The 13,755-nt window shown below is 69.9% G+C and carries 11 protein-coding genes; 4 read left to right on the top strand and 7 right to left on the bottom strand.

What is annotated here, in order from left to right:
- Positions 1–15: 15 nt before the first annotated feature.
- From CDO46_RS25810 to CDO46_RS25795, 4 genes are all read right to left on the bottom strand, one after another.
- Positions 16–1,701 carry an amino acid ABC transporter ATP-binding/permease protein gene (locus CDO46_RS25810; protein ID WP_087841418.1) on the bottom strand — a complete coding sequence of 562 codons (1,686 nt, stop codon included), beginning with the start codon at positions 1,699–1,701 and terminating at the stop codon, positions 16–18.
- A complete protein-coding gene (cydD, locus tag CDO46_RS25805; protein WP_254914692.1) occupies positions 1,698–3,359 on the bottom strand; it encodes a thiol reductant ABC exporter subunit CydD in 1,662 nt (553 codons plus the stop codon). Before cydD ends, CDO46_RS25810 begins: the two co-directional genes overlap by 4 nt.
- A gap of 214 nt (positions 3,360–3,573) precedes the next feature.
- Complete coding sequence (locus CDO46_RS25800; protein WP_087841416.1) at positions 3,574–3,885, bottom strand: hypothetical protein; 312 nt, start codon at positions 3,883–3,885, stop codon at positions 3,574–3,576.
- A 138-nt stretch (positions 3,886–4,023) separates the two neighbouring features.
- Positions 4,024–4,635 carry an NAD(P)-dependent oxidoreductase gene (locus tag CDO46_RS25795; RefSeq protein WP_087841415.1) on the bottom strand — a complete coding sequence of 204 codons (612 nt, stop codon included), beginning with the start codon at positions 4,633–4,635 and terminating at the stop codon, positions 4,024–4,026.
- A 318-nt stretch (positions 4,636–4,953) separates the two neighbouring features.
- Between CDO46_RS25795 and egtD the strand changes: the two genes are divergently transcribed.
- The 3 genes from egtD to CDO46_RS25780 are packed head-to-tail and all read left to right on the top strand — an operon-like array spanning position 4,954 to position 7,458.
- Positions 4,954–5,949, top strand: a complete 996-nt coding sequence (gene egtD / locus CDO46_RS25790; RefSeq protein ID WP_165963222.1) for an L-histidine N(alpha)-methyltransferase — start codon at positions 4,954–4,956, stop codon at positions 5,947–5,949.
- Positions 5,946–7,217, top strand: a complete 1,272-nt coding sequence (gene egtB / locus CDO46_RS25785; RefSeq protein WP_087841413.1) for an ergothioneine biosynthesis protein EgtB — start codon at positions 5,946–5,948, stop codon at positions 7,215–7,217. The genes egtD and egtB overlap by 4 nt, the downstream gene beginning before the upstream one ends.
- A 10-nt stretch (positions 7,218–7,227) precedes the next feature.
- The gene (locus tag CDO46_RS25780; protein ID WP_087841412.1) at positions 7,228–7,458 is read left to right on the top strand and encodes a hypothetical protein; all 231 of its coding nucleotides are present in this window, start codon (positions 7,228–7,230) and stop codon (positions 7,456–7,458) included.
- Between the two features lie 15 nt (positions 7,459–7,473).
- Here the strand turns inward: CDO46_RS25780 and CDO46_RS25775 are convergent, their stop codons facing one another.
- On the bottom strand, positions 7,474–9,423 hold the full coding sequence (locus CDO46_RS25775; RefSeq protein ID WP_087841411.1) for an AsmA family protein: 1,950 nt from the start codon (positions 9,421–9,423) through the stop codon (positions 7,474–7,476).
- 49 nt (positions 9,424–9,472) lie between these two features.
- A complete protein-coding gene (locus CDO46_RS25770) occupies positions 9,473–10,915 on the bottom strand; it encodes an RNA polymerase factor sigma-54 (protein WP_254914689.1) in 1,443 nt (480 codons plus the stop codon).
- Positions 10,916–11,132: 217 nt separating this feature from the next.
- On the opposite strand from CDO46_RS25770, the gene cls reads away from it, so the two are divergent.
- Positions 11,133–12,524 (top strand): cardiolipin synthase, encoded by a 1,392-nt coding sequence (cls, locus tag CDO46_RS25765; protein ID WP_087841409.1) that lies wholly within the window; start codon positions 11,133–11,135, stop codon positions 12,522–12,524.
- An 8-nt stretch (positions 12,525–12,532) separates the two neighbouring features.
- On the opposite strand, the gene CDO46_RS25760 is transcribed toward cls, so the two are convergent.
- Positions 12,533–13,609: a sigma-54-dependent Fis family transcriptional regulator gene (locus CDO46_RS25760; protein WP_243724576.1), complete on the bottom strand. Its 1,077-nt coding sequence runs from the start codon at positions 13,607–13,609 to the stop codon at positions 12,533–12,535.
- Between the last annotated feature and the right edge of the window lie 146 nt (positions 13,610–13,755).

Below are 13,755 nucleotides of genomic sequence, written 5' to 3'. Positions count from 1 at the left end.
GTGCCAGCTTCCTCCTCAGTCCGGGCGCAGGGTGTGAAGTTGATGATCGAAGGCGGGAGTGCCGCGGCGCAGGTCGGCGGCCACGATGCCGGCGGCCAGCACGACGATGCGGTCCGCCAGGGCGGCCTCCCGCCTGATATGGGTGGCGATGAGGAGGGTCCGGCCATGGGCCTGTCCGGCCAATCGGTCGACCACGTCGCGCGCGGTCGGCGCGTCCAGCCCTTCCGTGGGTTCGTCCAGCAGCCACAGCCGCGTGGGGCGCAGGAACAGCCGCGCCAGCGCGAGCCGGCGTGCCTGTCCGGCGGACAGCCCCAGGCCGCCTTCGCCCAGCCGCGTATCCAGGCCGGCGGGCAGGGCGGCGATGGCCTGGTCCAGGCCCGCGGCCCGCAGCGCGGCCCACAGCTCGTCGTCGCTGGCATCGGGGCGGGCCAGGCGCAGGTTGTCGCGCACGCTGTCCTGGAACAGCTCGGTGCGCTGGGTCAGCAGACAGGAGGCGGGGGCCTGGACCCGCCCGCCGGAGGGCAGCCGTTCGCCCGCCACCAGGGCTAGCAGCGTCGACTTGCCCGCGCCGCTGGGGCCGACCACCGCGACTCGCTCGCCGGGCCGGACCACGAGCGTGACGTCCGCCAGTGCCAGGCCGGCGGGCAGGCCGGGCCGGCTTTCGTGGCCCAGGCTGGCGTGTTCGAGCCGGATGTCGCCGGAGGCGGCGCGGGGCGGGGGCGCGGCGGGTGCGTCCAGTCTTGGCGCCAGGCGGCGGATGGCCAAGAGGGTGCGGCCCAGCTCCAGGATTCCCCGCCGCAGCGGCGTGAGCGGTTCGGCGCTTGCCAGCACGAGCAGCAGCGCCAGCGCCGCCACGGGGGCGCCGATGGCCGAGCCGGCCACCAGCAGGACACAGGCCGCCAGCGTGGCGCCCATGGCAAGCGTGCCCGCCATGGCCTGCAGGAATCCGCCTTGCGTGTCGGCGCGGTTGATGGTGTCGTCGGCGGCGGCCAGCCGGTGTTCGGTCCGTGCCAGCAGCCGGCATCGCTGCGCCAATTGGCCGGCCATGGCCAGTTCGGTCTGGCCGGAGACGAGGTCGATGGCCTGCGCACGCAGGGCTTCGAGCGCATGGGCGCGGCGGCAGGCGGCGCGGCGGCTGCGGCGCATGGTCCAGGCCAGTATGCCGGCGCCGGCGGCCAGCAGCCAGCCGGCCATTGCCAGGCCCAGCGGCAGGCTGATCACGCCCAGCGCGACGCCGGCCAGCGCGATGGCGGCACAGGCGGCCCCGGCGGGAACCAGCACGCGCAGGTACAGCGCGTCCAGCGCGTCGGCGTCGGCGGTCAGGCGGAACAGCAGCCGGGCCGGCCGGGCGAGCAGCTTGCGCGCGGCCTCGGGCCGGGCCCAGCCCGCGAACAGCCGGGGACGCAGCGCGGCGATGACCGCCAGCGCCGCATCGTGGGTGACGACCCGCTCGCCATAGCGGGCCGCCGTGCGGACCAGGGCCAGCAGCCGTATGCCGGCGCCGGGAGTGAACACGTCGAACGCCAGGGCGGTGCCGGCGGCCAGTCCTGCCAGCGCGGTGGCGGTGATGAACCATCCGGACAGGCCCAGCAGCCCCATGCCGGCGAAGACCGTCAGCGCGGCCAGCGCGATGCCGCTCCACAACAGGCGCCGCCGACCGGCGAAGAACAGCCGCAAGACGGCGCCAATGGAGGCCTTCATGACGCGGCCTCCATGACGTCCTGCGCGGCCAGGTCCGTGCCGGCCGGCGCCGCGCGCGGGGGGGCCAGGTCGATCACCCGGTCCATGCGCGAGGCCAGTTCGGGGTCGTGCGTGGCGACGATCAGGGTCTTGCCCGCGGACTGCGCCAGCAGCCGGCGGGTCAGCTCCCGGGCCGTGGCGGCGTCCAGGTGGGCGGTGGGTTCGTCGGCCAGCCACAGGTCGCTGCCGGGCGCGGCGACTGCCCTGGCCATTGCCAGGCGCAGGCATTCTCCGCCGGACAGGCCGGTGCCGGCTTCGCCCAGCGGGCGTCCGGCTTCGCGTCCCGCGAGCAGCTCCAGGGTCGCGGCCCGCAGGGCGCGGTCCACCGCCCGCGGGTCCACGTCCGGGCGGCCCAGGGCGACGTTGGCGGCCAGCGTACCGGCAAAGACATGCGGCTTCTGCCCTATCCAGGCCATGCGTGCCCGCAGACGCGGCGCGTTCTGGTCATCCAGCGCCACGCCGTCGATGAGGACGGCGCCGGACTGGGCCGGCACGAGGCCGGCGATCAACGCCAGCAGCGTCGACTTGCCCGCGCCGCTCGGTCCGACGATGGCTACCCGCTCGCCCGGGGCCACGCGCAGGTCCAGGCCGTCGATGACCGGTGGCGCCGAATCGGCGTGCGCGAAGCGCAATTGGACGAGTTCGACGGCGGGGGGAGGGCGACGGGCGGGCGCGTCGTCCGGCGAGGGCAAGGGGAGGATGCCGCCCACCAGCTTCGTGGGCGCGGCGGCGAGCGCCCGCAGCGCCTCCAGCGCCGCCCGGCCCGCGGCCCGGTCATGCCAGGCCGTGGAAAGGTCGCGCAGCGGTTCGAAGAAACTGGGGGCCAGCAGCAGGACGAAGAGCCCCTGGCCGAGGGAGAGCGGACTGCCCCAGGTGCCGAAGGGCAAGGTGCCCAGCAGGTGGAATCCTACGTAGACCGCGACCATGGCGACCCCGATGGCGGAAAACAATTCCAGCACCGCCGAGGACAGGAAGGCGATGCGCAGTACCGCCATGGTACGCGTATGCAGTGTTTGTGCAACGTATGCCAGCCGTCCGGTGGTGGCGTCGACGGCGTCAAGCGCCCGCAGCGTGGCCAGCCCGCGCAGGCGATCCAGCAGGAAGGCGTTCAGCGTGCCCATCTCCGCCAGGTGGGCCTGGCTGGCGCGCTGGGCGCGCCAGCCCACCAGCGCCATGAAGACCGGGATCAGCGGGGCCGAGGCCAGCAGGACCAGCGCCGCGACCCACGACAGCGGCGCGACGGCCGCCAGGATGGCCAGCGGCACGACCAGTATCTTCAACTGGATGGCGGGATAGCGGGCCAGGTAGGGCAGCGCGGCATCGGCCTGTTCGGCCAGCACGCTGGCCGCGTGGCCGGCGGCGGGGCGGCGCTTGTCCAGCGGGGAACCGCTTGCCAGCGCGTCGACCGCGGCGGCACGCAGCGCCGACAGGCGGCTCCTTGCGACCTGGAAGCTCAGGCGCGTTCCCCACGCATCGCACGCCGCGCGCAGGGCGCCGGCAAGCAGGAAGGCCGCGGCGGACACCAGGCCTGCGGCCACGTCGCCGGGATCCGCCGCCATGCGCTGCACCGCCGCGGCCAGGATGCCGGCCTGGGCCAGCCACGTCAGCGATCCGGCCAGTTGCAGCCAGTCGCCGGGGGAGGGGCGAAGCGCGTCGCCGGAGCGCGCGCAGGCAGGGCGGGACAGGGGCGTACTCCCGTTGTACGTTGGGCTACGCCTAAGGTATCAGTGCTCGGCCGTACGTGACAATGATCTACGTCAAGTCGCGACATTCGGTCGCGCCTTCGGGGGCGGCCGGCGGCAAAAAGAAACGGCCCCGTCTAGGGGCCGTCGTTCAATCGCGGTAGCCGTGGCGCCGGTAGTGGCGCTCTTCGCGGTAGCGCTCGCGCTCCCAGCGCCGCTCCTGTTCCCAGCGCCTTTCCCGCCAGTACGGGTCGTAGGGCACGTAGCCGACCGGCCCGGGGATCACCATGACGGGGGGAGGCGGGGGCACGTAGACCGGCGCGGGGGCCACGTAGACCGGTGGCGGGCCATAGACGATACCTGGTATGCCGATGCCTATGGATACGCTCACGCGGGCCTGGGCCGTCGCGCTGACGGCCAAGAGGGCCGCGGCCATCAGCCCTGCCATTGCCAGCCGTTTCATACAGATTCTCCGAAACTGCGATAGTCCGACTGTAGGGGCGATTTCCGGCCGGCGGTTTGTGCGGGCTGTTGCAATCGTCGCTACATGTAACGGCCCCGGGGCGGGCGTCGCGGTTCGCGTTGCCCCGCCGCGACGCCATCAGTATCCGACGGTGAAGCGCCGCCCCGTATGCGCGGGCTTTTCCACTTCGTCCAGCATCGCGATGGCGAAGTCTTCCATGGAGATCCAGCTGCGGCCGTCCGCCGCGGTCAGCAGCGTATCGCCGCCCAGGCGGAACGTGCCCGTGCGCTCGCCCGGCGTGAACAGCGCCGAGGGCGACAGGAACGTCCAATCCAGGTCCTTCTCGGTCCGCAGGGCGTTCAGCCAGTCACGCCCGGCCAGCGCCTCGGGCTTGTACTCGGCCGGGAACGTCGGCGTGTCCACCAGCGCGATTCCGGGAGCCACCTCCAGGCTGCCGGCGCCGCCCACTACCAGCAGTCGCCGCACGCCGGCCTGCCTGACGGGGCCGAGGACGGCGGCCAGAGGCGAGGTGGCGAAGCGCACACTGCTGATGACCGCGTCCTTGCCGCGCAGGGCGTCGGCCAGCTTCGCGCCGTCGGCCAGGTCGACGTCCAGGGTCTCCAGGCCGGGGCGTGCGGCGAGCTTCGAGGCGTGGCGGGCGAGGGCAGTGACGTGGTGGCCGCGGGCCAGGGCTTCGTTGACGAGGCGGCTGCCGACGTTGCCGGTGGCGCCGAGGATGGCGATGTTCATGGAAACTCCTTGATGGTGGGGGGACGGAGGGAAACCGTCGCGACAGCCATCAGCTTAGGGGCTGTTCCATGAGGGAAAAACAGGGGTGGCCGCCATAGTTTGTTTCGGTTTACGGTCAAATGCGGGCTCCTTTCGCAGCGTCGTAGGCAAGGGTTACATCCCATTCCTGTTCCCCGGGAAGCGACAAGCGTATAGATAGGGCCCATGTCCGACGGCCGCGGCCGGGCATTGCGCTTGCTACGGCCCGGGGCGGACACTCTGCCGCTGTCCCCCAAGGAGCCCATATTGACCACCATGCTTCGAGGTCCCGCGCACAGAATGGCCGGGAACGACACCGCCTTTTCGATGGAAGGCGCGCCGTCCCCCGGGCGGCGCGCCGATACGGCGCCGCTCGACAATCGCGCGGCGGAACTGGCCGCCGGCCTGCGGGATGCGCAGGCCCATATCGATCCGAAGTTTCTTTACGACGCGCAAGGGTGCGTCCTGTTCAACGCCATCTGCGAACTCGAGGAGTACTACCCGACCCGCACCGAGCGGGCCATCTTCGAGGCCCATCGTCCGGCCATCGCCCGGTCCCTGCCGCGCCGCATCCAGTGGGTGGACCTGGGCTGCGGAGATTGCGCGAAGTCCCGTTCCTGGCTGGCCCACGTGGACGCCTGCCGATATCTGGGCGTGGACATCGCCGCCGACTGCCTGCGGCACGAGGTGGCGGCGCTGGGGCGCAAATTCCCCCAGATCGCCTGCGTGGCCGTGGAGGCGGACTTCTCGGGCGACCTGGACCTGCGCCGCCACCTGGTCGATATCGAGGAGCATCCGCCGGTGTTTTTCTACCCCGGATCGTCCATCGGCAACTTCGATCCGGAGCGAGCCGTCGCGCTGATGGCCGCGATCTGCCGCCAGGCCGGTCCGCGCGGCAGTCTGTTGATCAGCGCCGACCTGCGCAAGGACAGGCGCGTGATGGAGCGCGCCTATGCCGACGACCTGGGCGTGACGGCGGCATTCAACCGCAACGTGCTGCGCGTATGCAACCGGGTGCTGGGCAGCGACTTCCAGCCGGCCGAGTTCGACCATGAGTCGCGCTTCGACGATGGCCACGGCCGTATCGAGATGCGGCTGCGGGCCCGGCAGCGGCAGCGCGTATGCTGGGGGACGTCGGAGCGGATATTCGAGGCAGGCGAGGACATCGTGACCGAGCATTCCTACAAGTACACGCCGGCGCAGTTCGATGCCATGCTGGCGCAGGCGGGTTTTTCGGTGCGCAACATGTGGACCGATCCCCGTTCGTGGTTCGGCGTTTTCCTGGCCCAGCGATGAACGCGCGCGACGATGTGTTCGTTCCCGAGTTGCTGGCCCGCCGCGTGGCGGCCGTGCGCGAGGCGACGCTGGCCCTCCTGGACGGGTTGACGCCCGAGGACTGCATGCTGCAGTCCATGCCCGAGGCCAGTCCGGTCAAGTGGCACGTCGGCCACGTCGCGTGGTTCTTCGAGACCTTCGTGCTCGAACCGTGGCAGCCGGGCTTCAGGCCCTTCGATCCCGCCTTCCGCGAGCTGTTCAACTCCTACTACGTGGGCGTCGGCGAGCGGCATCCGCGCGGCCAGCGGGGGCTGCTCTCGCGTCCGTCGCTGGACCGGGTCATGGCCTACCAGCAGTCGGTGCTGGAACGCCTGCTGGCCTGGATGGACGATGACGCGCCGCCGCGGGCGCTGGCGCTGGTCGAGCTCGGCCTGCATCACGAACAGCAGCACCAGGAACTGATCGCGACCGACCTGAAGCACCACTTCTGGCACAACCCTCTGCTGCCCGCGTGGCGGCCGGCCCGGGCCAAGGAACCGCCGTCGGAACCCGGGCCGGCGGCATTCCTGCGCTATGACGAGGGACTGGCGGACGTGGGGCATGCGGGCGAAGGCTTTGCCTTCGACAACGAGGCGCCGCGGCACCGCGTGTGGGTCGATGCGTTCGAACTGGCGCAGCGCCCGGTCTCGAATGCGGAATACCTGGCCTTCATCGAGGACGACGGCTATCGCCGGCCGGACTTGTGGTTGTCCGACGGCTGGGATGCGCGCGTGCGCGGTGGATGGGACATGCCGCTGTACTGGATGCGGCGCGACGGCCGATGGATGTGCCATACGGTGGCCGGGCCGCTCCCCATGGACCCGGCCGAGCCCGTCTGCCACTTGAGCTATTACGAGGCCGATGCCTATGCCCGGTGGGCGGGCGCCCGGCTGCCGACGGAACAGGAATGGGAAATCGCGGCCGCGCGGGCCATGGCCGAAGGCGCCGGCCTGCCGGCCGATGGGGACTTCGCCGAGTCGGGGCTGCTGCATCCAGCGCGGCTGCGCGCCGATGCGCCCGGTTTCCTGGGCGGTGTCTGGGAGTGGACGCAAAGCGCCTACCTGCCGTATCCGGGTTTTCGTCCCGCCGCCGGCGCGGTGGGGGAATACAACGGCAAGTTCATGATCAACCAGATGGTGCTGCGGGGCGGGTCCTGCGCCACGCCTCGCAGTCACATCCGTGTCACGTACCGCAATTTCTTTGCGCCTGGCTCGCGCTGGCAGTACGCCGGCCTGCGGCTGGCGCGATAAGGAGCCGAGCATGAAGGAACCCGAGAAGCGGCGGCCGGAACGGACCCGGGCCCAGGACGACATGGGCCGGGGCGAGCCGCGGCTGCCCCACGAGCACGACGAATCGCACGACAGCCAGGAAAGCGCGCCGCGCAAGGTGATCGAGCAGGCCTACGAGGATGTGCAATCGGGCCAGGAAGACACCGACCTGCGCTCCAGCGGAGGCCGGCGCGAGCCGAGCGTGCCGCGCAACGAACGCTGAAGCGGGCGGGGCCGTTTAGCGCGCCTTGCCCTTGGGGGCGGCGGTATCGGCGTTGCGGCGGGCCTCGCGCAGGTTGGCCAGCAGGCCCTGGCAGTCGGCGTCGGTGCCGGGGCCGGTCTCGATCAGCGGGATCAGCGCGGCCAGCGGATTGATGAATGCCAGCGCGACGGAAGCGCCCGCGCGCGCGAACAGCGAGGCTTTGTCGATCTTGAAGTCGGGGGCGCCGAAAGTGCCGACGATGTCGATGGGCGAGCGGGCCACCAGTATGCTCTTGTCCTTGGGCCGGGGTTCGAAGCGCAGCCCCAGGCGTTCGTTGCGCAGGTCTATGGTCCCATGGCCGTCGATGCGCGTGTCGTCGGTGTCGACGACCAGGGCCTGCGAAGTGGCGATGCCGTCCTTGACCCCGAAGGTGGCGACCGCGCAGCGCAGCCGCGTGTCCTTGTCTCCGCCGATCAGGAATCCCAGCGCCTGGGAGGCGTCCAGGCCGATGGCCTCGACCAGCAGGTTGGAGATCTCGCCGCCGGTCACGGCCACGCCCACGGTGCCGTCGGCACGCCCCAGCATGGCCCGTATCGAGTTGCCGGCGGTCTTGAGCTTCACGTCGGCGCCCAGCGTACCCTCGCTTTTCTGCATCAGTTTCACGTCGGGGAACAGCCGGTTCAGCCGGGCCCGCCGCACGCCGATATGGGCGTCGGTGCGTATCACCGGCTGGCGTGCGTCCAGCGTGATGTCCGAGCGCAGCTCGCCGCCCGCATAGCCGAAATTCAGCGGCACCAGCTTGAGCACGCCGTCCTGCAGCACGAGGTGGGCCGAGAAATCGTCGAAGGCCCAGGGGCCTCGCACGCGCACGTCGCCCGCGTCCAGCGTGACGTCGGCGTCGATGGCGTTGAGCCGCTCCAGCCTGAACTCGGCGTCGGGCAGGATGCGGCGGTCGGCCGCCGGCCGGGGCGCGGCCTGCTCCTTCTGCGCCGTGGCATCGTCGCGCACGCCGATCAGGGGGCCGAGATCCTTCATGTCCAGCACGCGGCTCTTGAGCTTGGCGCGCAGCATGGGCTTGTCGCGGCGCATCTCGTAGCTGGCGTCGCCGGAGATGTCGGTCGAGCCTATCCTGCCGTCCATGCCCGTCAGGCCGAAGTTCATGCCGTCGCGCTTCAATCGGCCCTTGATGCGGTAGGGCGGGGTGGTGGGCAGGGGCAGGTTGATGTACGGATACAGCGTGGACAGGGTCGGCCCGGCGATGTCCAGCGCCACGTCCACGGAGGCATCGCCGAACGGATCGCCCACCTGGCCCTCGGCCCGGATGCGGGTGGGGCCGCCCTTGGCATCGATGAAGAACGGAAAGGGCGTACCCGAATCGCGCAGCGTCAGGATGCCGCCGGTGCGCGCCACGCCGCCGAAGGCGGCGTCATGGTAGTGGCCGCCGAATTCCAGCTTCATCCCGTAGGCCGGCCCGGAGGCGGGCGTCTCCATGCTGTCGGCCTGCAAGTAGGCATCGGCCTTCAGCACGCGGTCGTCGTAGTTCACCTTCACGCGGTTCAAGGACAGCGCGCGCACCACCACGTCGGGGGGCGGTCCGCCATCGTCCTGCCGGGCCAGGGTCCAGTTGTTGGCGCCCGACGCATCGCGGGCCAGATGGGCCTGGGCGCCGTCCACCGACAGCAGGTCCAGCACGACGGCGTGCCGCAGCAGGGGCAGCAGCCGGACCTGGACCTCGATGGATTCGGCCTGCAGCATGCGCTCGGGCTTGGCGCCGGGAATGTTGTTCACGGCCAGCCCGTGCAGGCGGATGCGGGTGACGGGCCGCAGCCGCATGCGGAAGTCCTCGAGCACCACTTGCCGCCCCAGCCTTTCGGTGGCCAGTCTTTCCACCGGCCCCCGCAGGAAGCGCCAGTCGGTCAGCAAGGCGGCGACAACCAGAAGGACGACGACTCCAGCAACGGCGGCAAGGATTCCTTTTGTTCGCATCGGCAGGTTCCGCGAGTGGGGGATACCCCTGTCCCCGCGTTTTAACGGCTCACGGCTGTTTGCGCAATTCCGCGGGCGGCAGCTTCATCAGGTCGCGGTACTTGGTGACGGTGCGCCGTGCCACCACCACGCCCTGTTCGGCCAGCATCCTGGTCAACGAGACGTCGGACAGGGGGTCGCGGCGATCCTCGGCGGCGATCATGTCGCGGATCAGCGCCCGCACGGCGGCGGCCGAACATCGGCCGCCGGTTTCGGTGGCCAGTTCGCGCGAGAAGAAATGCTTGAACTCGAACACGCCGCGCGGCGTGGCCATGTACTTGTTGTTCGTCGCCCGCGACACCGTGGATTCATGCAGGTCCAGTTCTTCGGCCACCTTGCGCAGCACCAGCGGCTTGAGCGCGATCTCGCCATAATCGAAGAAGGTGCGCTGGTGCGCGACGATGGCCTCGGCCACGCGCTGGATGGTGGTGAAGCGCTGTTCGACGTTGCGTATCAGCCAGCGTGCTTCCTGCAGTTCCTGCGCGAGCGGGGCGCGGTCGTCGCAGCGCGCCTTGCGGAACAGGTTGGCATAGGCGTGGTGCAGGCGAGCCTTGGGCATGACCGCGGGATTGGTGGAGATCACCCATTTGTTCCGGACCTTGCGCACGATCACGTCCGGCACGATATGGTCGGTGCCTTCTTCCGAGAACGCCAGGCCCGGCCGGGGCGTCAGGCTGCGAATAAGGCGGCAGGCCACCGCCAGGTCTTCGTCGTTGCATCCCAGCCGGCGGCGCAGTTCGGCCGTCTCGCGGCGCGCCATCAGGTCCAGGTAGCGGTCGGCGATCGCCATCGCCAGCGCGCGCCCCGGCGTCGTCTCGGCCAGCGCTGCCAGCTGCAGGCGCAGGCATTCTCCCAGGTTGCGCGCGGCAAGCCCCGGAGCGTCCAGGTGCTGGACCAGGGTCAGGGCGACCATCCATTCGTCGTGCGTGGGGGCGGGTTGTACGGCGAGCGTGGCCGCCAGATCGTCGAAGTCCTGGCGCAGATAGCCGTCCTCGTCCAGCGCCTCGATGATGATCTCGGCCAGCAGCCGGTCGCGGTCCCCGAGCCGGTAGCCGCACAACTGCTGGTGCAGGTGGTCGTGCAGCCCCATGGAACTGTGCGTCCACTGCCCGATGTCGGGACGATTCTCGCCATCGTCGTCGCGCGTCCGGGTGCCGGCGTAGCTGCCGCCATAGGGTTCCGGGTCGAACGTGGGCGGTGGGGGTTCCTGGGCATCGTCGGCCTCGGCGGAGCCGGTGGTGTTGCGGTCCACGGAAAGGATCGAATCGCCGGCTTGCGCCCCCGAAGAGGCTTCCTGGTCGTCTTCCTCCAGGAAGGGATTGTTCGCGATGGCTTGCTGCAGCTCCTGTGTGAACTCGAGCGCGGACATCTGCAACAACTTGACGGACTGCTGGAGCCTGGGCGTCAAGGACAGTTGCTGCCGCACACGCATGTCGTAAGTAGCTTGAACCAATGCTGTCTCCCATGCTTGGCCGGAGGGTCGGCCGTTGATGTCGCAATCCCCCTACTTGCAAGCTTCGTGCCAATGCGAAGACGTAGGCACGGCGCGCCGGACGGTGGAAAATAGCGTGCAGCTCTTGCCGGTCCGGTAAGTTTTACCGGTGCGGTCGCCGGCGGCCAGGGTCCATGCTCGACGAAACGGGTCTGTCTCGTAACAGAATGAGAAGAACATGCGAAGCTTCCTGCGCGTCCTCCTGTACGGCCTGTGCGCGGCGCTGTTGTGCCACTGCGCCAGTCCGCTTCCCGATCCGGCCAGCGGCGTGGAGCCGCGCCGCAAGGTACGCATCTCCAGCGACGCGGGGCTGCTGACCTACCGCGAGAGCCGCCGCATCATCCAGCAACTGGACGCGCGGGCCCAGGCGGGTGATTTCCTGGCGCGGCACCTGCAGGTCGAGGAAGCCGTGGCCGATGCGCCGCTGGTCGTCGGCAACGAAGTGCGGCTCTTCGGCGACGGGCCCAGCACCTACCGCGCCATGGAAGAGGCCATAGGCGCCGCTCGCCGCTTCATACACCTGGAAAGCTACATCTTCGAGGACGACCAGATCGGCAACCGCATCGCCGAGATGCTCATCGCCAAGCGTGCGCAGGGGGTCGCCGTGGCCGTCATGGTCGATGACATCGGCACCTTGTCCGTGCCGCCCGATCTTTTCGACCGCATGCGGCAGGCCGGCGTCCAGGTGGTCTTCTTCAATCCCGTCAACCCGCTCAAGAGCCGGGGCGGATGGTCCATCAACGAGCGCAGCCATCGCAAGATCCTGGTGGTTGATGGCGAGATCGCCTTCGTGGGCGGCATCAACCTGAGCGACGTGTACGCGTCCCGGCCGGTGGCCGGTTCGGCCCGGGCCCACGACGCCGGCAGCCAGCAGGACGCGCCCTGGCGGGACACGCACATCAGCATCCGCGGTCCCGCCGTGCCCGACGTGGAGCGGGTGTTCCTGGAGGGGTGGCGCAGCCAGGGCGGGCCGCCGCTGGGCGATCTCGATTTTCTGCCGCAGCAGCCCCGGCGCGGGCCGCACGTGGTCCGTATCCTGGTCAACCGCCCGGGTTCGGCGGACAACCACGCCATCTACCTGACGCTGCTGTCCGCCATCAACAGCTCGCAACGGTCCGTGCACATCACCATGGCCTATTTCGTGCCCGATCCGGGCTTCATCGAGGCCCTGGCCGATGCCGCGCGCCGTGGTGTCGACGTGACGCTGCTGCTGCCGGGATTCAGCGATTTCTCGATCGTGCTGCATGCCGGCAGATCCCACTACGAAGAACTGCTCGAGGCCGGCGTGAAGATCTACGAGCGCAAGGATGCGCTGCTGCACGCCAAGACCGCCGTGGTGGACGGCGTCTGGTCCACGGCCGGATCCAGCAATCTCGATTGGCGCAGCTTCACCTTGAACCACGAGATCAACGCGGTGATCCTGGGCGCCGATTTCGGCGCCCAGATGGAAGCCCTGTTCGAGCGCGACAGGCAGGCGTCCGAACCGGTGTCACTGGAGCAGTGGAAGCGGCGGCCGCTGACGGACAGGCTCAAGGAATTCATGTCGCGCCTGCTGGAGCGGTGGCTGTAGCGGCGGTTCTAGGCGTCGCCGCCGTGCTTGTAGGTGTCCAGCCGGTTGTAGAGCGTCTTGAGGCTGATGCCCAGCGTGCTGGCAGCCTGGCGCTTGTCGCCGCCGAAGTGGGCCAGCGTCGCGAGGATCAGCTCCCGCTGCGCGTCGGGCAGCGGTATCCCCACCGCCAGTTCCAGGCTGCCCTCGCGCCGGACCACCCGGCGATTGCGCGGAGCGGGTTCGGGATTCTGCACCTCGACCTCGTCGTCGGCCAGAATGAACGCCCGGTGCACGGCGTTCTTCAGTTCCCGGACGTTGCCCGGCCAGTGGTACTGGCGCAGGCCGTCCAGGGTGCCGCGGGCGAAACGCTTGCGGGTCTTCTCGGTTGCGTTGAGCTGGTCGAGGAAGCGCTGGGCCAGCAGTTCGATGTCGGCGGGACGCTCGCGCAGCGGCGGGACCCGCAGCGGGAACACCGCCAGCCGATAGAGCAGGTCTTCGCGGAAGCGTCCTTCCCGCACCGCCACCTGGGGATCGCGGTTGGTCGCGGCGATGACCCGGACGTCCGCGGAAATCTGTTCCGTTCCGCCGACACGGTGGAAGGCCGAGGTCTCCAGCACGCGCAGCAGCTTGATCTGCATCTCCGGGGCCATTTCCGTGATCTCGTCCAGGAAGATGGTGCCGCCGGCCGCACGTTCGAAATATCCCACGTGCTGCTGGATGGCGCCGGTGAAGCTGCCTTTCTCGTGTCCGAACAGTTCTCCCTCGATCAGCGTCGAGGGGATGGCACCGCAGTTGACCGGGATGAAGGGGCCGGTATCGCGCGGGCTCTTCTCGTGCAGGGTGCGCGCGACCAATTCCTTGCCCGTGCCGCTTTCGCCCACGATAAGCACCGTCAGCGCGGTGGGCGCCACTTTGTCGATCTGCTGGTACAGCTCCCGCATGGGTATCGAGGCGCCGTACAGCAGCCCGTAGTGCTGGGGCGGCGGAGCCGGGCGCACGGGTTCGGCCGCGATCGGGGCGGCGGGGCCGGACGCCTCGTAGGGCGTATCGGTGTCCAGGATCGGTGCCAAGGCTTCGTCAGGGCGCATCGCCTGTTCCTTCCGCATGAGTCTCCAGGGTGGGGCCGGGGCGGGAGTGCCCACGGCAGGGCGGGAGTCCCATTCTAAGCAAGGCGTCCCCCGTCCAGGAAGGCGGTCGCGGGGGGTATGGTAACGGGCTGTCGCAAGCCCCGCGCGGGTCGGGGGAATTTACA

The sequence above is a fragment of the Pigmentiphaga sp. NML030171 genome (assembly GCF_002188635.1).
Classification (GTDB): Bacteria; Pseudomonadota; Gammaproteobacteria; order Burkholderiales; family Burkholderiaceae_B; genus Pigmentiphaga; species Pigmentiphaga daeguensis.
This window is presented reverse-complemented; position numbering and strand designations above follow the sequence as displayed.

Bases quoted from the DNA above. Each gene is read 5' to 3' on its own strand.
- CDO46_RS25810 (WP_087841418.1), bottom strand. From the start codon at position 1,701: ATGAAGGCCTCCATTGGCGCCGTCTTGCGGCTGTTCTTCGCCGGTCGG.
- CDO46_RS25800 (WP_087841416.1), bottom strand. From the start codon at position 3,885: ATGAAACGGCTGGCAATGGCAGGGCTGATGGCCGCGGCCCTCTTGGCC.
- CDO46_RS25795 (WP_087841415.1), bottom strand. From the start codon at position 4,635: ATGAACATCGCCATCCTCGGCGCCACCGGCAACGTCGGCAGCCGCCTC.
- egtD (WP_165963222.1), top strand. From the start codon at position 4,954: ATGGCCGGGAACGACACCGCCTTTTCGATGGAAGGCGCGCCGTCCCCC.
- egtB (WP_087841413.1), top strand. From the start codon at position 5,946: ATGAACGCGCGCGACGATGTGTTCGTTCCCGAGTTGCTGGCCCGCCGC.
- CDO46_RS25780 (WP_087841412.1), top strand. From the start codon at position 7,228: ATGAAGGAACCCGAGAAGCGGCGGCCGGAACGGACCCGGGCCCAGGAC.
- CDO46_RS25775 (WP_087841411.1), bottom strand. From the start codon at position 9,423: ATGCGAACAAAAGGAATCCTTGCCGCCGTTGCTGGAGTCGTCGTCCTT.
- cls (WP_087841409.1), top strand. From the start codon at position 11,133: ATGCGAAGCTTCCTGCGCGTCCTCCTGTACGGCCTGTGCGCGGCGCTG.
- CDO46_RS25760 (WP_243724576.1), bottom strand. From the start codon at position 13,609: ATGCGGAAGGAACAGGCGATGCGCCCTGACGAAGCCTTGGCACCGATC.